Annotated in this window: 21 protein-coding genes and 1 riboswitch; of the genes, 16 read left to right on the top strand and 5 right to left on the bottom strand. The window is 65.6% G+C overall.

The window, feature by feature from the left end; genetic code table 11:
* Positions 1–3 precede the first annotated feature (3 nt).
* Positions 4–2,160 carry a beta-agarase gene (locus NDK18_RS08060; protein ID WP_250627491.1) on the top strand — a complete coding sequence of 719 codons (2,157 nt, stop codon included), beginning with the start codon at positions 4–6 and terminating at the stop codon, positions 2,158–2,160.
* Between the two features lie 7 nt (positions 2,161–2,167).
* On the opposite strand, the gene NDK18_RS08055 is transcribed toward NDK18_RS08060, so the two are convergent.
* Genes NDK18_RS08055 through NDK18_RS08045 form a run of 3 tightly spaced genes read right to left on the bottom strand, consistent with a single transcriptional unit; the run spans position 2,168 to position 3,977 of the window.
* Positions 2,168–2,584, bottom strand: coding sequence for a hypothetical protein (locus tag NDK18_RS08055; protein ID WP_250624802.1), 417 nt, complete (start codon positions 2,582–2,584; stop codon positions 2,168–2,170).
* A gap of 6 nt (positions 2,585–2,590) precedes the next feature.
* On the bottom strand, positions 2,591–3,058 hold the full coding sequence (locus NDK18_RS08050) for an Mpo1 family 2-hydroxy fatty acid dioxygenase (RefSeq protein WP_250624803.1): 468 nt from the start codon (positions 3,056–3,058) through the stop codon (positions 2,591–2,593).
* Between the two features lie 22 nt (positions 3,059–3,080).
* A complete protein-coding gene (locus NDK18_RS08045; protein WP_250624804.1) occupies positions 3,081–3,977 on the bottom strand; it encodes a phosphoribosylaminoimidazolesuccinocarboxamide synthase in 897 nt (298 codons plus the stop codon).
* A gap of 111 nt (positions 3,978–4,088) precedes the next feature.
* Here NDK18_RS08045 and NDK18_RS08040 point away from each other — a divergent pair, with 111 nt between their 5' ends.
* From NDK18_RS08040 to NDK18_RS08000, 9 genes are all read left to right on the top strand, one after another.
* Complete coding sequence (locus NDK18_RS08040; RefSeq protein WP_250624805.1) at positions 4,089–4,403, top strand: c-type cytochrome; 315 nt, start codon at positions 4,089–4,091, stop codon at positions 4,401–4,403.
* Entirely contained in the window at positions 4,400–5,200 is an 801-nt protein-coding gene (djlA, locus tag NDK18_RS08035; RefSeq protein WP_250624806.1) for a co-chaperone DjlA, read from the top strand. Before NDK18_RS08040 ends, djlA begins: the two co-directional genes overlap by 4 nt.
* A gap of 27 nt (positions 5,201–5,227) precedes the next feature.
* Positions 5,228–5,896 carry a ribulose-phosphate 3-epimerase gene (gene rpe / locus NDK18_RS08030; protein WP_250624807.1) on the top strand — a complete coding sequence of 223 codons (669 nt, stop codon included), beginning with the start codon at positions 5,228–5,230 and terminating at the stop codon, positions 5,894–5,896.
* A 99-nt stretch (positions 5,897–5,995) separates the two neighbouring features.
* Positions 5,996–6,751 carry a hypothetical protein gene (locus NDK18_RS08025; RefSeq protein ID WP_250627490.1) on the top strand — a complete coding sequence of 252 codons (756 nt, stop codon included), beginning with the start codon at positions 5,996–5,998 and terminating at the stop codon, positions 6,749–6,751.
* Between the two features lie 352 nt (positions 6,752–7,103).
* Positions 7,104–7,793, top strand: coding sequence for a proteobacterial dedicated sortase system response regulator (gene pdsR, locus NDK18_RS08020; protein ID WP_250627489.1), 690 nt, complete (start codon positions 7,104–7,106; stop codon positions 7,791–7,793).
* A gap of 13 nt (positions 7,794–7,806) precedes the next feature.
* Positions 7,807–9,804 (top strand): ATP-binding protein, encoded by a 1,998-nt coding sequence (locus NDK18_RS08015; protein WP_250627488.1) that lies wholly within the window; start codon positions 7,807–7,809, stop codon positions 9,802–9,804.
* Between the two features lie 46 nt (positions 9,805–9,850).
* Complete coding sequence (gene trpE / locus NDK18_RS08010; protein ID WP_250624811.1) at positions 9,851–11,326, top strand: anthranilate synthase component I; 1,476 nt, start codon at positions 9,851–9,853, stop codon at positions 11,324–11,326.
* Positions 11,326–12,033: a hypothetical protein gene (locus NDK18_RS08005; protein WP_250627487.1), complete on the top strand. Its 708-nt coding sequence runs from the start codon at positions 11,326–11,328 to the stop codon at positions 12,031–12,033. Before trpE ends, NDK18_RS08005 begins: the two co-directional genes overlap by 1 nt.
* A 72-nt stretch (positions 12,034–12,105) precedes the next feature.
* Positions 12,106–12,483, top strand: a complete 378-nt coding sequence (locus NDK18_RS08000) for a hypothetical protein (RefSeq protein ID WP_250624813.1) — start codon at positions 12,106–12,108, stop codon at positions 12,481–12,483.
* 3 nt (positions 12,484–12,486) lie between these two features.
* Here the strand turns inward: NDK18_RS08000 and NDK18_RS07995 are convergent, their stop codons facing one another.
* Positions 12,487–12,750 carry a DksA/TraR family C4-type zinc finger protein gene (locus tag NDK18_RS07995; protein ID WP_250624814.1) on the bottom strand — a complete coding sequence of 88 codons (264 nt, stop codon included), beginning with the start codon at positions 12,748–12,750 and terminating at the stop codon, positions 12,487–12,489.
* Between the two features lie 121 nt (positions 12,751–12,871).
* A riboswitch (cobalamin riboswitch) is annotated at positions 12,872–13,106 on the top strand.
* Between the two features lie 214 nt (positions 13,107–13,320).
* Here NDK18_RS07995 and metE point away from each other — a divergent pair.
* From metE to NDK18_RS07965, 6 genes are all read left to right on the top strand, one after another.
* On the top strand, positions 13,321–15,612 hold the full coding sequence (gene metE / locus NDK18_RS07990; RefSeq protein WP_250627486.1) for a 5-methyltetrahydropteroyltriglutamate--homocysteine S-methyltransferase: 2,292 nt from the start codon (positions 13,321–13,323) through the stop codon (positions 15,610–15,612).
* Between the two features lie 343 nt (positions 15,613–15,955).
* Entirely contained in the window at positions 15,956–16,552 is a 597-nt protein-coding gene (locus NDK18_RS07985) for an anthranilate synthase component II (protein ID WP_250627485.1), read from the top strand.
* On the top strand, positions 16,549–17,595 hold the full coding sequence (gene trpD / locus NDK18_RS07980; protein ID WP_250627484.1) for an anthranilate phosphoribosyltransferase: 1,047 nt from the start codon (positions 16,549–16,551) through the stop codon (positions 17,593–17,595). Before NDK18_RS07985 ends, trpD begins: the two co-directional genes overlap by 4 nt.
* 12 nt (positions 17,596–17,607) lie before the next feature.
* Complete coding sequence (trpC, locus tag NDK18_RS07975; RefSeq protein WP_250627483.1) at positions 17,608–18,396, top strand: indole-3-glycerol phosphate synthase TrpC; 789 nt, start codon at positions 17,608–17,610, stop codon at positions 18,394–18,396.
* 9 nt (positions 18,397–18,405) lie between these two features.
* Positions 18,406–19,101 (top strand): haloacid dehalogenase-like hydrolase, encoded by a 696-nt coding sequence (locus NDK18_RS07970; RefSeq protein ID WP_250624819.1) that lies wholly within the window; start codon positions 18,406–18,408, stop codon positions 19,099–19,101.
* A 73-nt stretch (positions 19,102–19,174) separates the two neighbouring features.
* Positions 19,175–20,110 carry a GNAT family N-acetyltransferase gene (locus NDK18_RS07965; RefSeq protein ID WP_250627482.1) on the top strand — a complete coding sequence of 312 codons (936 nt, stop codon included), beginning with the start codon at positions 19,175–19,177 and terminating at the stop codon, positions 20,108–20,110.
* Between the two features lie 6 nt (positions 20,111–20,116).
* Here NDK18_RS07965 and crp read toward each other — a convergent pair whose 3' ends face one another.
* Positions 20,117–20,731 (bottom strand): cAMP-activated global transcriptional regulator CRP, encoded by a 615-nt coding sequence (crp, locus tag NDK18_RS07960; RefSeq protein WP_284691553.1) that lies wholly within the window; start codon positions 20,729–20,731, stop codon positions 20,117–20,119.
* Positions 20,732–21,102: the final 371 nt, after the last annotated feature.

Genomic DNA, 21,102 nt, shown 5'->3' with positions numbered 1-21,102 from the left:
CCAATGCGATCGGTCTTCCATGGTCTTGTGATGTGTGGGGTCGCGCTGGCGGCTGTCATGGTGGTGCCCGCGGCAGCGATGCCTGCGCCCGCGCAGGCCGCAGCGAAATCCCCCGCAGCGCCTGGAGTCGTTGTCGGCGATATTGCCCATGCCGGTGATGGCCTGCGCATCACCACGCAGGGAACAACTCTCGACCCCACACCACGCCCCGTTGCCGGTGGCGCGACGATGGCCGCGGTGACCTTCGCCCCCGGTGCGAAGCCGGGCCTGACATTGCAACCGTCGTCGGGTCACTGGGCGTGGCCGAAAGGCGAGTTGCACATGCAGCTTCAAAGCGGCATGGCCTGGCCGGTGACCCTGGACGTGGAGATCCAGAGCGACCACGGCACGCTTCATGCCTTGGTGGGCTTGCCGCCCGGGCCACCGATGACGTTGGCGATTCCCTTGAAGCCAACCACACCACGCGCCTTCGGCATGCAGGTGGGGCCACCCATGCCATGGCACGACACCATCGTCGCCACCACGGTCGACGGCAGTTTCGACCCGGGCACAGCGCGTGCCGTGCACGTGTCGATGCCCTCGCCGAACGCGCCGCAGGTGGTGCTGTTCGGCGGCGTGTCCATCGCCGCCGGCACACCCGCGCTCGACGCCGCCTATACCGGCATCGTAGATGCTTACGGGCAATACACGCGCACAACATGGCCTGAAAAAATCGCCGACGACGCGGCGCTGAAGAAGGCGTCCCTTCAAGCCGATCCCGCATCACCGGCCGTGCCAGGCTTCGGCGGCGTGGCGCGCCAGGGCCTGAAGGCCACCGGCTGGTTCAGCCTGGTCAAGCTGAAAGACACCTGGACGCTGGTCACGCCCGACGGCAAGGCGTTCTTCTCGCTCGGCGTGAATGCCGTGGCCATCGACGGCGGCATGACCTACGTCCAGGGCCGCAAGACGATGTTCGAAGGCTTGCCGCCCACCAACGGACCCTTGGGCAAGTTCTACGGCCAGGGCGACGACCGCAGCGACAACGGCTCGCAACGCGACAACGGCATGAACCATGGCCAATGGTTCGATTTCTACCGGGCCAACCTGCAACGCACCTACGGCGATGCTTGGCCACAAAAGTGGGCGAAGGTGACGCTGGATCGACTGCGCGGCTGGGGCTTCAACACGCTGGGCAACTGGAGCGACCCATCGTTGTTCGCCGCCCACCGCATTGCCTACACGCAGCCGGTGATCATCGATGGCAGCTTCGCCAGCGTGTCCACCGGCTACGACTACTGGGGCCGCATGCCCGATCCCTTCGATCCGAAGTTCGTCGCCGCCACCGCCGTTGCGGTGGCAAAGGCGAGCAAGGGCGTACGCGAGGATCCCTGGCTGCTTGGCTACTTCGCCGACAACGAACTGGCCTGGGCCGGGCGCGGCCCGCAGGGCCGCTGGGGCCTGGCTACCGGCGCCCTGCAACTGGGTCCGGAAAGCCCCGCCAAGCAGGCTTTCGTGGCGTCATTGCGGAAGAAGTACGGCGACGCCGGCAAGCTCGCCGCTGCCTGGGGCGTGCCGGTGGCAAGCTGGGATCTTCTACTGGCCAAAGGTTTCCAGGCGCCCGTGCCGGCCGAAGCCCACCCGGCCATCGCCGCCGACTACATCGACTTCCTCACCCTTTATGCCGAAACCTATTTCCGCACCGTCGCCACGGCGCTGAAGAAGGCCGATCCGCACCACCTGTTCCTTGGCGGCCGCCTGGCCGTGCGCACCCCGGAAGTGGAGGCTGCCTGCGCGCGCTATTGCGATGTGGTCAGCATCAACGCCTATGCCGACCTTCCCGAACATGGCCTGGATGTTGCGGCCTTCAAACGCATGGATAAGCCGGTGATGGTGACCGAATTCCATTTCGGCTCCGCCGACCGCGGGCCGTTCGGCAACGGCGTGGCCGCCGTTGCCAGCGAGGGTGAACGAGGCAAGGCTTATGCGCGCTTCGTCGATGCGGCGAAAGCGAGCGGAGTGATCGTGGGTGCACACTGGTTCGACTACGCCGACCAACCGGTAACCGGACGCATCCTGGACGGCGAGAACAGCCACATTGGCCTGGTCGGCATCACCGACATTCCCTTCGCCGGTTTCGTGAAGGACGTGACCGAAGCCAACCGTCGCGCGGCCGGCCCCTGATCCGCATCTAGCGCGACGCGAGGATGGCGCCCAGCAGCAGCGCCAGGACCGTGACAGACGCCACCGCCATGCAGGCGCTGGTGATGCGCACGCGACGTGCATCCACGCGCGGCACCAGGCGCCATACCAGCAGCACACCGGCCAGCATGTCCACGATCAGCGCGCCACGCATCCACGGCGAGGCAAACAGCGCGTAGCCCGCGGCCGGCGAACTCTTCTGCGCCAGTAGCACCAGGCCTGCCGTGGCCACGCTGAACAGTGTCCACAACAGACAGGCGAAGTACGCGCGGTTGAATACCACCGGCGTTCTTTCCACCATGCGCAGCGTGAAGTAGACAAGCACCGCAGGCACGATGGCCGCCGCGCTGGAATAAAGCACCCACCAGATCAGGGCGCTAAGCAGGGTAAGGATGGTTTGCGTCACGGGTTCTCAATAAGCGATGCCGACACGCCTGAACACCTTGCTCATCAACCATGCGGGGCCGATCAGCAGATATTGGATGTCGGTGAAGAAAGACGGGCGGCGGCCCTCGATGTGATGGCCGACGAACTGGCCGATCCAGGCCACCACGAACACGGCCAGCGCCAGCCAGCCAAGGTTGGCCGGCCCCAGCACGCGGTACAGCCCCTCGGTAATCAGCGACATCACCACGAACACCGCGGCCATGGCCAGGCCGATGCCGCGCGACAGGCGAAAGTAGTAGAAGACGAAGGCCAGAAACATCGCCACCACCGAGAAGAAGCCTGGGCGTCCCAGCCATTGGGGCACCGGCACGATCCACAGCAAGGCCACCGCGCACCAGGTGATCGCCGGCACGCAGATCCAGTGGATCGTACGGTTGGTCGGATTCTGGTGGTCTGCAGCGTAGTTGCCGAACCAGGTATTCGCGTCACGCATGGCCTTTCCCCTTGCCGTGTGGTCAGTCGATATGGATGCCGGCCAGTCGTTCCAGCGCCTCGGCGTACTTGGCCGCGGTACCGGCAATGACGTCGGCGGGAATCCGCGGGCCTGGCGCTGTCTTGTTCCAGCCGAGTGCTTCCAGGTAATCGCGGACATATTGCTTGTCGTAGCTGGGTGGGCTGATGCCCACGGAGTAATGCTCGGCCGGCCAGAAACGCGACGAATCCGGGGTGAGCATCTCGTCCATCACGTACAGCGTGCCGTCTTCATCGGTGCCGAATTCGAACTTGGTGTCGGCAATGATGATGCCGCGTTCGGCGGCATAGGCGGCAGCGAAGCGATACAGGGCAAGCGTGGCATCGCGCACCTTGCCGGCCAGCTCCGCGCCCACCGTATCCACCACGTGCTCGAAGCTCACATTCACGTCGTGGTCGCCCACGGCGGCCTTGCTCGACGGGGTGAAGATCGGCTCGGGCAACTGCTGGGCCTGTCGAAGGCCCGGTGGCAGGGCGATGCCGCACACGGCGCCGGTGGCCTGGTAATCCTTCCAGCCCGACCCGATCAGGTAACCGCGGGCGATGGCCTCCACCGGCACCGGTTTCAATCGCCGGGTAACCACCGCGCGGCGGCGATAGAGTTCAAGGTCCGCGCCAGGCGGCAGGACCTCTTCCACCGGCGTGCCGGTGAGATGGTTGGGGATGATGTGCGCCGTCTTGCCGAACCAGAAATTGGAAATCTGGGTGAGCATCTCGCCCTTGCCGGGAATCGGATCGGGCAGCACCACGTCGAAAGCCGACAAACGGTCGGTGGCCACCATCAGCAGGCGGTTGCCGGGCAGGGCGATCACGTCGCGGACCTTGCCGCGGTGGACCAGCTCAAGGCCAGGCAGGTCGGATTGCAGCAGGGTGGTCGGCACGACGTCGGGCTCCGGCAAACAAGCAGAAGTACCCATTGTAACTGCCCGGCCCGGAGGCGGATGCCCGTGGCACTGCTAGAATCCTAAGTCTGTCGTCCCCACTACTCGTCCATGCGAAACCTCGTCCTTGCGGCGGCCATGCTCGCCGCTCCCGTCATGACCCTAGGCGCCGCACCGGTAAAACCGGCGCGCCTGGGCCTGTGCGCGGCCTGCCACGGCGCCGATGGCATGGCGACGATGGCCGGCGCCCCGAACCTCGCCGGCCAGCGCGAGGACTACCTTCGCCAGGCCCTGCGCCAGTACCGCGACGGCCGGCGCGACGTCGCGGTGATGCGCGCGGCCTTAGGCCCCCTCTCGGAAGCCGAACTCGACCAGCTCGCGACCTGGTACGCCACCCAGTCGCCACAACGCCAGGCCAATCCATGAATTTCACCGGCACCCTGATCGGCGCACTGATCGGTTTCTTCCTGCTGCACGGCCCGATCGGCGCCGTGATCGGCGGCATGCTTGGTTTCATGTTCGATGCCGGCCGCAACCGGCGCGCGGCCACGCCAGCGGCAGGGGGCTTCATTGGCCCGCTGTACGCCATCCTCGGTGCCGTGGCCAAGGCCGATGGCCGCGTGTCGCCCGAAGAGATCGCCGTGGCCGAGCGCCTGATGGGACGGATGAACCTCAATCCCGAGCAGCGGCGCGATGCCATCGAGGCGTTCAACATAGGCAAATCCGTCGAGTTCAACGTCACCCATTCCATCGAGCAATTGCGCAACTGGGTGGGCAGCCGCCGCGACCATGCCTTCCCGGTGCTGGATGTGGTGATCGAAACCGTGCTGGCCGAAGGCAGCCCTTCCAACGAGAAAATGGCGATCCTGCGCCAGGTGGCCTTCGCCCTGCGCGTCAGCGACATGGAGCTGATGGCCCTGATGGCGATGAAGGGCTACGCCTGGAACCATGGCGGCGGCCGCAGTTCGGGCCAGTACCAGGGCCGCCAGGGCGGCTATGCGCCGCACCGCGTGCCCGAAGGGCCCGATCCCTATGCCATCCTGGGCATCGGGCGCGACGTCGACGATCGGGCAGTGAAACGGGCCTATCGTAAGCTCATTTCCGACAACCACCCCGACCGCCTGGGCGACCTGCCCGACGACATGCGCCGCCGCGCCGAATCGCGCGCCAGCGAGATCAATGCCGCCTACGAACGGATCAAGACCGAACGCGGCTTCAAGTAACCGTCATATCAGTTAACGAGGCATTCCATGGCCAGGCAGACCCCCGTCATTGCGCCCTCCATCCTTTCCGCCGACTTCGCGCGGCTGGGCCAGGACACCCAGGCCGTGCTCGACGCCGGTGCCGACTGGGTGCATTTCGACGTGATGGACAACCACTACGTGCCGAACCTGTCGATCGGCCCAATGGTGCTGAAGTCCCTGCGCAAGTACGGCATCAAGGCGCACATCGACGTTCACTTGATGGTGAGCCCGGTCGACCGCATCGTGCCCGACTTCGCCGAGGCCGGCGCCACCGGCATCAGCTTCCATCCGGAGGCCACCGATCACGTCGACCGCACCATCGGCCTGATCCGCGACCACGGCTGCCAGCCGGGCCTGGTGTTCAACCCGGCAACGCCGCTGTCCTATCTCGACTACGTGCTCGACAAGATCGACCTGATCCTGCTGATGTCGGTGAATCCGGGCTTCGGTGGCCAGAAGTTCATTCCTTCCGCCCTGCATAAAATTGCCCAGGTGCGGGACATCATCGACCGCAGCGGCCGGCCGATCCGACTGGAAGTGGACGGGGGCGTCACCGCCGACAACATCGGCGAAATCTTCGCCGCGGGTGCCGATACCTTCGTCGCGGGTTCTGCGGTGTTCAACAGTGCCGATTACGCGCAGACCATCGCCAGGATGCGTTCGGCCTTCCGCTAGGGCCATGGTTGTCTGCATGAAACAAGCTTCATCCCGCGCATAGGCGCGGGAAGTTACGATGGAAACGCTCGGGGGAGCTTCATCATCGAGGGCTTGAAGATGAAACCTGTGAATCGAATGGTATCGAGTGCCGTCCTGGCCGTGGGCCTGGCTTTGGCCGCCGCGGCGGCAGCGGCCGACCGCCCGCAGCCGCTTCCCGGCCAGCGTGAGGCGATGGAGAGTGCGCTGCTGCTTTGCCCCACCTCCATCGAGCGATCGCTCCCGGGCATTTACTATTTCTGCGAAGCCTCCCGCGACTACTGGCTGGGCAGGCAGGACATGGCGTTGATCAACCTGCGCGACTCGGCGCGCTGGGGCAACAAGGCCGCCCAGTACGCACTGGGCATTTCCTATTTCAACGGCCAGCGGGTGTCCCAGGACCGCGCGCTGGGCCTGGCCTGGCTGGCGCTGGCTTCCGAGCGTCACGATCAGCGCTACGAGCCATCGTTCGTCTCGGCATACCGGCTGGCCAGCGAAGACGATCGCGCCCGCGCCGATGTGCTGTGGAAGCAGATGAAGCTGGACTATGCCGACGACGTAGCTGCACAGAGGGCGAAGGTTCGCTTCCAACGCGAAACACGCGACATGAGCTACGCGCTGAACTTCGGCGGTACCTTGTATCTGGCTGGTTTCGGCGAGCTGAACATGGGTTATTCGCCCGACCCGGACATGTTGTCCGAGGGAAACCGCAATCCGACGCTATTCGGCATGGCAGCGAATTATTTCTATGGGTGGAAAGACCACGTCACCGTGGGCGACCTGCAACTGGTCCCCCTGGCGGACGCGGTGAAACGCGCCCCGCCCCAGCCCAACTGAAAAAAGGGCCCCCTCATGCCGTGAGGGGGCCTGCCCAGGGGCTACAGGGGGATCCACATCGGGTCGGGGTCTTGCATCAGTGCAGGCTCATCAGGATGCCAAGGAGCAGGGCGCCGATCGCAAGTCCCACGCGCAGGGGCTCGAAATTTCGCTCAAGTTCGGCGTTGCGGTCGGGGCGGTGTTCCATGGCGGGTCTCAAGTACGGGCGGCATGTGTAGTTCACCGCCCCCATCGGCCCGGTCGGCGGCGGGGATATGGCAATGTGCGGGCAATGCAGGCCGGTGGCTTGCGTGCGGCGCGACCACGCGCCACGCTTCACGGAAGTCCACCCGTCACCCACTACGGAAAGCCCATGGCCCGCAGCATCGCGATCGTCGAGGATGAACCGCTCATCCGCGCCAACTACGTCGAGGCCTTGAACCGCTTCGGCTATGAGGCACGTGGCTATGGTTCGCGGGGCGATGCCTCCACCGCCTTCGCCATGCGCCTGCCGGAACTGGTGATCATCGACATCGGCCTGGGTGATGAACCGGAAGGCGGCTTCGACCTGTGCCGGGAATTGCGCGCGAAGTCGGCGACTTTGCCGATCATCTTCCTGACCGCCCGTGATTCTGATTTCGACGTGATTTCCGGCCTGCGCCTGGGGGCGGACGACTACCTGTCCAAGGACACCAGCCTGCACCAGCTGGCTGCCCGCATTGCGGCCCTGTTTCGCCGCATTGAGTCGCTCAAGGCGCCGGCCTCGAGCGAAACGGTGGTGAGCCATGGGTCGTTGAAGCTGGAGTCCGAGCGGATGCGCGTCACCTGGAGTGGCATCGAGATCCCGCTGACGGTGACTGAGTTCTGGATGGTGCACACGCTGGTGCGTTTTCCCGGCCACGTGAAAAACCGCGACCAGCTGATGCGCGAGGCCGAGCTGGTGGTGGACGATGCCACCATCACCTCGCACATCAAGCGCATCCGCAAGAAATTCATTGCGCTGGCGCCGGATTTCGACGCCATCGAGACAGTACACGGCGTGGGTTACCGCTGGCACCCGTGAGCGCTCACCGCCGATGACCCTGCGGCGCAAACTGCTGTTGGTAGCCCTGTGCACGTTGGTGCTGCCGCTGGCCGGCTGGCTGTACGTGCGCCAGATGGAATCCCTGCTGCGTGATGGCCAGGCCCAGGCGCTTTCAGCGTCGGCGCGCGCGCTGGCCCGTACGCTTGCGGTGCTCGATACCGACCTTCCGCCCGCGCGCGGGGGCTGGTATGTGCAGGACACGTCGGTGCCGATCACCGTCGACGGCTATGGCGATGACTGGGCCACGATGACGCCCTGGTCGCAGCCATTGCCGGGCAATGCCAAGCTGATGCTGGCCCGCGAGGGCGACTGGCTCTACCTCTTCATCGACGTGCGCACCGCCCGTCGCACGCGACCGGATGTTTTCGACAATGCCGCGCGCCGCGCCGACCATGTCACCCTGCTGCTTGGCCGCGGCGTGGAGCAGCGCCGTTACCTGATTGCCTCGGACGCACCCGGTGCCGTCACGGCGGTCAGCATCGACGAGGCCGCCGGCAACCTCCCCGGGCAATTGCAGGCCCAATGGCAGGAAGACGGAAGCGGGTACCGCGTGGAGCTGCGCATCCCGGCAAGCATCGTCCTGGACCGGTTGGGCCTAGGCGTCTATAGCGCCGCCGCGGGCGGCGACCCGGTGGCACAGGAAACACGGCCCCTGATCGGCTTCTCGCCCTCCACCTCCGCCGAACTTGGCCGGCTGGCGCCGCCGGAAGTACGCGTGCGCCTGTTGGCGCCGGGAGCGTGGCTGCTGGCCCAGCACGGCAAGCTGGGCGTCGCCGACCTGCCGCCGGCGCAGAGGCCAGGATGGTTTGCGTCGCTGGTCTACGCCTCGCTGCTGTCCCGACGCCTGGATCCGGCCGCTGAATGGGCCGAGGACGTGCCGAGGGTGGATCTTCCCGAAGTGCGCCAGGCCCTGGGCGGCGAACCCGCGGTGGCCTGGCGTGCCGGGCAATCGCGCGGCAGCGTGGTGCTTAGCGCCGCCATGCCGGTGGAGGTGGAAGGCAGCGTGCGCGCGGTGGTGGTGCTCGAGCAGGCCAACCGCAACGTGCCTTTGCTGGCCAACCGGGCCTTGCTGGGACTCTTCATCATCAGCTTCCTTGCCCTGCTGGTGGCCGGCGGCGTGCTGCTGGCGTTCGCCACCCGCCTTACCCTGCGCCTTCGCCGCCTGCGCGACGCAGCGGAGCTTGCCCAGCAGAACGATGGCCGTCTGGACGGCCGATTCCCGCTGACCGATGCCAGCGACGAGCTGGGCGACCTGGCTCGAAGCTTCGACCAGTTGCTGCAGGTGGTGGGCGGTTACACCGACTACCTGCGCACGCTGGCCTCGAAGCTGTCACATGAACTCAATACCCCGCTGGCGATCGTCAAATCCTCGCTGGACAACCTCGAGCAGGCTTCGCTGCCGCCCGAAGCCGGCCCGTATCTGGCGCGTGCGCGCGACGGCGTGGCCCGCCTGGGCACCCTGGTGCGGGCGATGAGCGAAGCCAGCCGCATGGAGCGGGCGATCGCCGCGGCGGAGGCCGAGGAAGTGGATCTTGCCGCCGTGGTGGGCGGCTGCGCGGCGGCCTACCGTGGTTTGGCTGGCGATCGAACGGTTGAGTGCGTGCTGCCCGACGGGCCGCTGCGCATGCACGCGGCGCCCGAGCTCCTGGCCCAGGCACTGGATAAATTGTTCGACAACGCGCTGTCGTTCACACCGCTCGGCGGCTGGCTGCGAGTGAGCCTGCGGGAAGTGCCCGATGGCGCCGAGATCGAGCTGGCCAACCAGGGCCCGCCGCTGCCCGAGGCCATGCACGGCCGCCTGTTCGATTCGCTGGTGAGCCTGCGCGACAAGGCCACGCCCGGCGACGCGCCGCACCTGGGGCTGGGCCTGTACGTGGTACGCCTGGTGGCCGAGCGCCACGGCGGCACCGCCAGCGCGCACAATCTTGCCGATGGCTCGGGGGTGGCCTTCGTGCTGCATGTGCGTCCAATGACACGTCACCGACTGTAGATCTGCCGCTACAATCGAACGTCTTTGACGCGCGGATGCGAACGACGTGATCTCCCGTGACGAATTCGATGCGCTGGCGGCCCAGGGCCACACGCGTATCCCCCTGGTCCGTGAGGTGTTCTCAGACCTGGACACCCCGCTGTCGGTGTATCTGAAGCTTGCCGACGGGCCGTATACCTTCCTGTTCGAATCGGTCGAGGGCGGCGCCACCTGGGGTCGTTATTCGATGATCGGCCTGCCGGCGCGGCGCGTGTATCGCCTGCGCGGCCACACACTCGAGGTGGAAGACAGCGGCGAGGTGGTGGAAACCCGCACCCTGGCCGATCCCCTGGGCGAAATCGAAAAGCTCCGTGCCCAGTACGACGTACCCCGGCTGCCAGGCCTGCCAGCCTTCACCGGCGGCCTGGTGGGCTATTTCGGTTTCGAAACCATCGGATACATCGAGCCACGCCTTGCGCAATGGGACAAGCGCGATGAATTGGGCACACCCGATGTGTTGCTGATGCTGGCCGAGGAACTGGCGGTTTTCGACAACCTCAAGGGCCGGCTGTACCTCATCGTCCACGCCGATCCCTCGCGTCCCCAGGCTTATGCAGAGGGCCAGCGCCGGCTCGATGCACTGGTTCATCGCCTGCGCCAGGGCGGGGCAGGGTATCCGCAGCCCACGCAGTCCGTGGCGCTGGACGAGACCGATTTCAAATCATCCTTCACCCGCGAGGAGTACGAGGCGATGGTGCGCCGCGCGCAGGAATACATCCGCGCCGGCGACATCTTCCAGGTAGTGCCCTCGCAGCGCCTGTCCGTGGGCTTCCACGCAAGGCCGGTGGACGTCTACCGTGCCTTGCGCGCGATGAACCCCTCGCCCTACATGTACTTCATCGACATCGGCAGGACGCAGATCGTCGGTTCGTCGCCGGAAATCCTGGTGCGGCTGCAGGAAGGCAAGGTGGTGCTGCGGCCGATCGCCGGCACCCGTCGTCGTGGTGACGACGAGGCCCACGACAAGGCCCTGGAAGAAGAATTGCTGGCCGACCCGAAAGAGCGCGCCGAGCACCTGATGCTGATCGACCTGGGCCGCAACGACGTGGGCCGGGTCAGCCGCACGGGCACGGTGAACCTCACCGAGTCCTTCGTGGTCGAGCGCTATTCGCACGTGATGCACATCGTCTCGCAGGTGGAAGGCGAGGTGGCCGACGGCATGTCGTATATGGATGTGATCAAGGCCACGTTCCCCGCCGGCACCGTCAGCGGCGCACCGAAGATCCGCGCCCTGGAGATCATCCAGGAACTGGAGCCCTTCAAACGCAACATCTACGCCGGGGCCATCGGCTGGCTGGGCTGGTGGGGCGACGGCGATACCTGCATTGCCATCCGCACCGCGGTGATCCAGGACGGCCGCCTGCACGTGCAGGCCGGTGGCGGCGTGGTGTTCGATTCCGACCCGGGCGCCGAATGGGAAGAAACCATGAATAAGGGCCGTGCGCTTTTCCGCGCCGTGGCGCAGGCGGTGGAAGGGCTTTGATGAGCAACGCTTTGATGTCTCGAAAGCGCGTGCGCGTTGCAGGCGTGCTGTTTGCGCTGGCCGTTGTGGCCTCGCTGCCCGTGCTGTCGCGTGACGCACCATCGTGGCCCGATTCGCAGCTCACGCGTACGCAGGCGGTGGCATTGCTGCAGACGTTCAACGCCGACCTGCTAAGCCACCCCAGCGCCACGCTCACCCTGGAAGGCTGGTGCGACGCCCATCATCTGGCTGACACGGCAAAAATCACCGCCCAGCGCGATCACATTGAAAAGCCCCTGTCGGCCGACGACCGGCAGCTGATGGGTATCGGTGCCGACGAGCCGGTACGCTACCGCCGCGTCAAGCTGGCCTGTGGCGGTCACGTGCTTTCCGAGGCCGACAACTGGTACGTGCCGGCGCGCCTCACGCCGGACATGAACCACATCCTGGACACCACCGACCAGCCGTTCGGCAAGGTCGTTGCCGAGCTGCATTTCCGCCGGGAAACGAAGTCGGCGGAAACGTTGTGGCACGCGCTGCCCGAGGGGTGGGAAATCTCGCCCGCACTGCCCGGGGCGAGCCGGTCGCTGGCGATCCCCCACCAGGTGCTCCGCCACAAGGCCGTGCTCTACGACGGCCAGGGACGACCCTTCAGCCTGGTGGTGGAAACCTACACCAGCGAGCTTTTCGCCTTCCCGGCGCCTCCTGTAGCGACCACGCCGCGCTAGGGCACATTCAAGCCCCGTGAGATTTTGCCGATAGAACAGGCATCGAACCTCCCGCATCCGGGATTGCATGCCATGAGCGACCTCAACTCCCGACCGTACCAGCGTCCGCCGATGACTCGCGGGCTCGATCCCCAGCGCGTGAACTGGCTGTGGCGCCTGGTGTGCGAAGTGGCGGGACTGGACGCCAACGACGTGCTGGCTGCCCTGCACGCAATGCAGGTACCGGTGGATCACCAGCGCGTGGCCAGCTGGCTGGCCAGCGATCGCGACGACAACTATTTTCCGCTGACCGTCGCCGAGATGGAGCGAAACCTGCGCTCCGTGGTTGCGTTGCGCAAGGTACTTGCCGATGCCGCGGCCGAGGCGCATGGGGCTGAAGAGGTTGATACCGCGTCGCACTACGCGCCGGATCTGGGGCCATTGCAGGTCGAAAACGCGGCCAGCGCCTGACCGTCAACGCAGCTGACTGTCCTTGCTGCCACGCCGGTTGAATAAGTGGGCGCCCTGGTCGTCATCGGCAGCCTGCTGGCACGCAACGCACAGGCGGACACCGGGCACGGCCTTCCGCCGCGCGGCGGGAATGGGCGCGTCGCATTCCTCGCATCGCTTCAGACCAGGACCGTCCTTCAACTGGCGACGCGCGCGTTCCACCGCGTCGTTCACCGTCGCGTCGATCTGGTCCTGCACCGCGCCATCGCCTGCCCAGCCGGTTGCCATGTCGCCTCCGCTTTCTTTGCCCTAAGTGCCCCGATATCGGGGTGAACCGATACGGATCAATCCGTTGTGGGCGAACTCCGATGGTACGCCCGGGCAGTTTGACCTTTCCCCCGCGCAGGCGTAGCTTACGCCTCGTCGCGGTTTGCATCTCTTCATCAAGATAGAGAGATGCGATTAAAAGGGAAGTCCGGTGAGGCCTAACGGCTTATTCCGGCGCTGCCCCGCAGCGGTGTGTGGAAACGACCTTCGCCACAAGCACTGGCCCCTTCCGGGGCCGGGAAGCGGCGGACAGTAGGCAAGGCGCGCGACGCCTTTCGTCCACGAGCCCGAAGACCTGCCGCGACCAGGGAGCCATCCCTGTTTTGACCTGGAGCTTCCGCGGGGAGGCGACCGGAGCCATGCGTTGCGGCCCTCGGCCCGTGGCGCGTTTCTCCGTGCGTCCCCGTGTGTTGATCCGGTTCGCCCGCGGGGGCGAAGGTCGCTGGCGTGTCGGGTGCGTCCTTCTCCTTGGGATCGCTTGCGCGCGGTTCCTTCGTTCCTCTTCATCACGCATGAGAGGAAACGCTACACATGACGAACATTGCCAACCTTGGATTCCCGCGCGTGGGCACCAAGCGCGAGCTCAAGCGCGCGCTGGAGGCTTACTGGGCCGGCGACACCAGCGGGGAAGTCCTGCAAGACACCGCACGCGACTTGCGCCATCGCCACTGGACCCTGCAGCGTGACGCAGGCGCCGATATCGTGCCCTGCAACGACTTCTCGCTTTACGACCACGTGCTCGATACCGCTTTCCTGTTCGACGCCATTCCCGAGCGCTACCGAGCCCTGGCCGATGCCGATCCGCTGGCCGGCTATTTCGCCCTGGCGCGTGGCACGCAGAAAGGCGGTTACGACCTGCATGCGTTGGAGATGACCAAGTGGTTCGACACCAACTACCACTACCTTGTGCCTGAACTCACCGGCGACCAGGTGTTCCGCCTGCGTGGCGACAAGCCAGTCGCGGAGTACCTGGAAGCTCGCGCTCTGGGCCTGCAGGCTCGCCCGGTGTTGCTGGGACCTGTCAGCTTTCTCCTGCTTGCCAAGACGGTGGATGGCAGTGACCGCCTGGAGCTACTCGATCGCCTCTTGCCGGTGTATGCCGAACTGCTTGGCCGGCTGAAGGCTGCCGGTGCCCCGTGGGTGCAGATCGATGAGCCTTGCCTGGTGCTCGACCTCGACGGCGATGACAAAGCGGCGTATCGACACGCCTATGCTGCCTTGGCCAAGGCGGACCGACCGAAACTGATGCTGGCAACCTACTTCGGCGACGTCGGCGACAACCTGCCGCTGGTGCGCGAACTGGCCGTCGACGGTCTGCATATCGACCTGGTGCGTGCGCCAGCCCAGCTGGATACGGTGTTGCTCGCCTGGCCGCGGGACCTGGTGTTGTCGCTCGGCCTGGTGGACGGCCGCAATGTATGGCGTACCGATCTGGACCGCGCGCTCGTACTGGCCCGGCAGGCGCGCGACGCGATCGGTTCGTCGTCGCTTGAACTGGCGCCGTCATGCTCGCTGCTGCACGTGCCGATCGACGCTTCGCTGGAGCGCTCCCTGCCGAAGGAGATCCATGACTGGCTCGCCTTCGCACGAGAGAAGATCGAGGAACTGCGCGTCCTTGGCGATGCCCTGGACGGCAAGCTGCAAGCAGAGGTCGCCCTGCTCGATGCGCGCGGCCGCCAGGACCGTCGCCGCCACTCGGCGTTGGTGCATCGCCCGGACGTCGCCGCGCGACTGGCTGCAATCGGGCCCTCGGCCACGCGTCGCCAATCCGCTTACCCTGAGCGCCAGCAAGCGCAGGCCAAACGGCTGGGTTTGCCGCTGTTCCCGACCACCACCATCGGTTCATTCCCACAGACGCACGAGGTGCGCGAGGCGCGGGCGCAGAACAAATCAGGCAAGCTCAGCGACGCCGACTACGACGCCTTCCTGGCGGCCGAGACCGAAAAATGCGTGCGCTTCCAGGAGCAGATCGGCCTGGACGTGCTTGTGCACGGCGAGTTCGAGCGCAACGACATGGTGGAGTACTTCGGCGAACAGCTCGATGGCTTCGCCTTCACCAAACTCGGCTGGGTGCAGAGCTACGGCTCGCGCTGCGTCAAGCCGCCGATCATCTTCGGCGACGTGCGTCGCCCGAAGGCGATGACGGTGCGCTGGTCGCAGTACGCCCAGTCGCTCACCGAACGTCCGATGAAGGGCATGCTTACAGGCCCCGTCACCGTGTTGCAGTGGTCGTTCGTACGCGACGACCAGCCGCGTTCGGCGACCTGCCGTCAGATTGCGTTGGCCCTGCGCGACGAAGTGCTGAACCTGGAAGGCGCGGGCATCGGCGTGATCCAGATCGACGAACCGGCCTTGCGCGAAGGTCTGCCGTTGCGCCGCGCCGACTGGAAAACATACCTCGACTGGGCGGTGGAAGCCTTCCGTCTCACCGCCTCGGGCGTGGCGGATGAAACCCAGGTACACACCCATATGTGTTACTCGGAATTCAACGACATCATGGACGCGGTGGCGGCGATGGATGCGGACGTCATCTCCATCGAAACTTCGCGCTCGCGCATGGAACTGCTCGACGCCTTCGTGCGCTTCCGTTATCCCAACGACATCGGTCCTGGCGTTTACGACATTCATTCACCTCGGGTGCCGCAGTCGTCGGAGATGACCGACTTGCTCGAGAAGGCCGTGGCCGTACTCAAGCCGCAGCAGCTATGGGTGAATCCTGATTGCGGGTTGAAGACCCGGGGATGGCCGGAGACGCGTGCGGCATTGGAGGCGATGGTGGCCGCGGCGCAAGCGATGCGCGCGGGGGTTGCTGCGGCGGCCTGACGCGGCCTTGGTCGGGGAGGTGGCTACAATGTACATACGGCCATCTTCCCCGATATCTCCATGCCTACCGCCAGCCAAACCCATTTCCCGTTGACCCAAAATCAGCTCCAGCGATTTAACGATTTGTTCGAAGCTCCTTTGAGCGATCCCGAGGCACTGCAACGCCTGCTGGATACACCCTCGCCCTGGGAGCGTTGAACTTTGGAGTTTCTGCCTGACTAACGGCAGGCGTTCTCGACGTTGCTGCGTGGCATAGAATGTCCAACGAGGTCTTTCTCCCGCTGACACGCGCGGTGGGACGATCTTTTGCTATTTCTAACAGAATCAATCGTTTAGGCAGTTTATGCTTTTGATGATCGACAACTACGACAGCTTTACCTTCAACCTCGTCCAGTACCTGGGCGAACTGGGCCAGGAGGTGAAAGTCGTGCGCAACGACGCATTGTCGGTGTCGGATATCCGTGCCCTGGCGCCGGAGCGCATCATGATTTCCCCGGGTCCGGGCACGCCCAACGATGCCGGCGTGTCACTTGACGTACTTCGCCACCTGGGCGGCCAGATTCCCATCTTCGGCGTTTGCCTGGGCCACCAGGCCATCGGCCAGGTCTACGGCGGCAAGGTGGTGCGTGCCGCCAAGATCATGCACGGCAAGACATCCTCCATTCGTCATCGGGGGCGGGGCGTCTTCGCAGGCCTGCCCAACCCGTTCGTGGCCACCCGCTACCACTCGCTGGTGGTGGAGCAGTCCTCGCTCCCCGACTGTCTGGAAGTCACCGCCTGGACGGAAAATGACGACGGCAGCATCGACGAGATCATGGGCCTGCGTCATCGCACGCTCAATATCGAGGGCGTCCAGTTCCATCCCGAATCGATCCTTACCCAGCACGGCCACGACCTCCTGCGTAATTTCCTCGGCCAGCCGCTGTCGATCGCTGCATGAGCGGACGCCAGGTGATCACCCCCTCCGAGGCGCTGCAGCGGACCATCGAGCATCGTGAGATCTTCCACGACGAGATGGTCGACCTGATGCGGCAGATCATGAACGGGGAAGTGAGTCCGTTGATGACGGCCGCGATCATCACGGGCCTGCGCGTGAAGAAAGAAACCATCGGCGAGATCACCGGCGCCGCACGCGTGATGCGCGAGCTCTCCACCCGCGTGGAACTGCCGCCGCACGATCACTTCGTGGACATCGTCGGTACCGGCGGCGACGGTGCCAGCAGCTTCAACATTTCCACCGCGGCGATGTTCGTGGCGGCCGCGGCCGGAGCGCACGTGGCCAAGCATGGTGGCCGCAGCGTTTCATCGAGTTCCGGCAGTGCCGACGTGCTCGAGGCGCTCGGCGCCGCCATCGAACTGCGCCCGGCGCAGGTGGCCCAGTGCATGGCCGAGACCGGCATCGCCTTCATGTTCGCGCCCAATCACCATCCGGCGATGAAGGTCGTGGCGCCCGTGCGCCGCGAAATGGGCGTGCGCACCATGTTCAACATCCTCGGGCCGCTTACCAACCCCGCCGGTGCGCCGAACATCCTGATGGGCGTATTCCATCCGGACCTCGTCGGCATCCAGGTGCGCGTGTTGCAGGCGCTGGGTGCGCGCAACGCGATGGTGGTGTGGGGCAGGGATGGCATGGACGAGCTCTCACTCGGCGCCGCCACGCTGGTGGGCGAACTGCGCAACGGGCAAGTGCGCGAGTACGAAGTGGAGCCGGAAGATTTCGGCCTTGCCATGGCGTCCAGCCGCAACCTGAAAGTGGAAAATGCAGACCAATCCATGGCCATGCTGTTGGAGGCCGTGGAAGGCAAGCCCGGCGTGCCGCACGAGATCGTTTGCCTGAACGCGGGCGCCGCCCTATACACCGCCGGGGTGAGCGATTCCATCGCCGATGGCATCGCCACCGCCCGCCAGGCCATCGCCAGTGGCGCCGCCCGTGCGAAAATAGACCAGTTCGTTGCCGTGACGCGCCGCCTCGCCGGCGCCTAGAAAAAGTATTTTATGACTGACATCCTCGATCGCATCCTCGCCCGCAAGGTCGAAGAAATCGCCGCGCGCCATGCAGCAGTGCCGCTGGACGACCTCGTCGCGCGCGTGGGTGACCTTCCCGACACGCGTGGCTTCGCCGCCGCCATGGAAGCGAAAATCGCCGCCGGCTTGCCCGCCGTGATCGCCGAAGTGAAGAAGGCCAGCCCCAGCAAGGGTGTGATCCGCGCCGATTTCCACCCCGCCGATATCGCCCGCAGCTACGAAGCTGGCGGCGCCGCCTGCCTGTCGGTGCTTACCGATGCCGACTTCTTCCAGGGTAGCGAAGCCTATCTGCAGGAAGCGCGAGCGGCATGCTCGCTGCCGGTGCTACGCAAGGACTTCATCATCGACCCGTACCAAGTGTACGAGGCACGTGCGATCGGCGCCGACTGCATCCTGCTGATCGTAGCCGCGCTCGACGACGAGCGCCTGATGGATCTCTCCCTGCTGGCCGCCGAGCTCGACCTGGACGTCCTGGCCGAAGTGCACGATGAAGACGAACTCATTCGAGCGCTGGCGCTGCCGGTGCCGCTGGTGGGCGTGAACAACCGCAACCTGCGCACGTTCGAAACCTCGCTGGAAACTTCCCTGCGGCTGCGGCCCCTGGTGGCGCCCGGCCGCATCTTCGTCACCGAATCGGGCATCCATGCCAGGGAAGACGTATCGCGCCTGCGCGCGGCCGACATCGACGCCTTCCTGGTCGGCGAGGCCTTCATGCGTGCGCCAGACCCCGGCAGCGCCTTGCGCGATCTCTTCAACTAGGCAGCCATCGTGACGACAGGGGAAGCGGTGGAAGGCGCGGAAACGCCACTTGAAGATGGCGCGCGCGTGGTGCTGTTCGACTTCGACGGCGTGTTGATTCGCGGTGATTCATTCACCCTGTTCATGCGCGCACGTTACAAGCGGTCGTTCGGCCGCAAGCTGCTGGCGCTGGTGACCTCACCCGTGTGGCTGTTGCTGGCGATCTTTTCGCGCAAGGCCGCGGCGCATTTCCTGGTGCGCCTGGCTTTGCTGTTCGTCGGCCCGGCCCGGTACGAACAGATGGCAACGGCGTTCGGCGTGGAGCTGGCGCGTACCCCCAGGCTCTTCCCGCGAGATGGCATCGCGGCCTTGCGCCGGCACCTGCATGCCGGCGAGCGGGTGATGGTGGTCACCGCTTGTGAGGAAACCCTGGCGCGCGCCATCCTGGACGAACTGGGCCTGGCGGGTGTCCCGGTGCTGGCGTCGACATTCCGGCCCGGCTGGCTCGGCATGCGCGTACGCCGCCACAACATCGGCGCCCGCAAGCTGGCGAGCCTTGCCGAGATCGGCCTTGCCCGCTGGGACGTGGCCTATAGCGATTCCTGGCGGGACATCCCGATGCTGCGACCGGCCACCGAGCCGATGATGGTCAATGCCACGCCACGCACCTGCAAACGCGTTGAAAAAGCCCTGGGCCGGGCGGTTGGAAGGGTCGCATGGTACTGATGGCCGATTGCGCCCGGGCTTAAGTGCCGCTACCTTGGCGGGCTAGCCCTCCCCGCGTACCCCCTCCCGCGTCATGCATTTCGATTCCCTAGCCGAGCTGGCCCTTGCCAGCCGCCTGCACGCGCTCAGCGAGCAGCTTTACCAGTCTATCGACGACGTCTTCCAGGCCACTGGCTCGACTCTGCAGTCGCGCTGGATCCCCATCCTGCGCTTCCTGCGGGACCACGGCCCGGCGTCATCGACCGACATCTGCCTGGCCCTGGGCCTGCCGCACACCACGGTGAACCCGCTGGCCAGCCTGCTGGTACGCGAAGGGTTGGTGGAGCGCCGCGGCACGGGCACGCTGGCAGCCACGGCGACGGCGCGCCATGCCCTGCGCCAGCTCGAACCCATGTGGCTTGCCATCCGGCGCACGGTGAACCGCGACTACCCGGGCATCTCCCGCCTGCTGCTGGGCGCGCTTGCCGGTACCGAAGACGCTCTACGCCGGCAGTCGCTTTCCGATGCCATCCTGCGGGAACATGGCGCCCTGATGTCCGCCGAAGTCGAAATCGTCGCCTATGAGCCGGCCTATGCCGGCGATTTCCGCCGCCTCAACGTGGCTTGGCTGGAACGCTATTTCGTGGTCGAAGCCGTGGACGATGCCGTGCTGTCCGACCCGGAAGGCCTGGTGCTGGCCCAGGGCGGGGTGATCCTCTTCGCCCGCTGCGAAGGCATCATCGTCGGCACCTGCGCGCTGTTGCACGAGGGCGAGGGTGTCTTTGAGCTTTCCAAGATGGCCGTGGATGAGGCCTGGCAGGGCCTGGGCGCCGGTCGCAAGCTCATGGACGCGGCGCTGGATGCCTACCGCCGCCTGTGTGGCCGTGAGCTGTTCCTGGAATCGAGCAGCGTGCTGAAGAAGGCCCTGGGGATGTACGAGCGGGCCGGCTTCGTGATGCAGCCGGGCGTGCGCGAGGGCTCGCACTACGCCCGTGCCGACGTCTACATGGTGTACGACCCGCGCCGGTAACGACGGTTAGCGGGTGCCGCGCACCACGATCGTCTTGCCGGTGACGTCGATCATTCGTTCTTCTTCCAACTGCTTGAGCACCCGGCCCACCATCTCGCGCGAGCAGCCGACGATGCGGCTGACTTCCTGGCGGGAAATACGGATCTGCGTGCCTTCCGGGTGGGTCATGGCGTCGGGCTCGGTGCACAGGTCCAGCAGGGTGCGCGAGACGCGGCTGGTGACGTCCATGAAGGCCATCCGGCTGACCTGCCGCGAGGTACGCAGCAAGCGGTCAGTGAGTTGCGCGCCGATGGCGAACAGCAGTTTCGGGCAATCGTCGGCAAGTGTGGTTTCCAGCAGCTGGAACATCCGCTCGTAGCTGATTTCGGCCATTTCACAGGGCGTGCGCGTGCGCACCAGCGATTCGCGCTGGGCCTGCTCCACGAACAGACCCATCTCGCCGATGAACTGGCCCCGGTTGATGTAGGCCAGGATCAGTTCGCGGCCTTCTTCGTCTTCGGTGCATACGGCCAGCGAGCCGTCGATCACGTAGTAGAGCGTGTTGGCGGGGTCGCCGGGTCGGATGATGGCGGTTTTACCCGGGTAGCGCCGCCGGTGGCAGGCGCCTAGGAAACGTTCCATCGTGGCCGGGTCTGGGGCGAAGCTAACCGGGGCTTGCGAGCGCTCGAACTGCTGTTGCAACAAGTATTTGAGTTGGGCCACGTTCGGTTCCAGTAAGCCATGAGGGTCGTGGCGGGCGCGAGGTCATCACGCCCGAGGGCTACGCCGGCAGGGCCCCAGCTCCTCGCGAGCTTCGATTATTGCAGGAATGACTCATCTTGCGACGGATTCAAATCCACGCCGGTTTGGCTCATAATTTCGTCCTTTCGACCGGGCGGGCTGTCTTGTCCCGGTCACATCGAACGTTAAAGCTTGACGCCTGGACGTTCTTTTTTCGAAAGCGGGGACCCTAGCTGCTAACCCGTGTCAACTGTAGGCCGCGCGAGCGGTCC

This window comes from Pinirhizobacter soli (assembly GCF_015905305.1).
Lineage (GTDB): Bacteria > Pseudomonadota > Gammaproteobacteria > Xanthomonadales > Rhodanobacteraceae > Pinirhizobacter > Pinirhizobacter soli.
The sequence above is the reverse complement of the archived record's forward strand: the minus strand, read 5'-3'. Positions and strand labels throughout refer to the sequence as shown.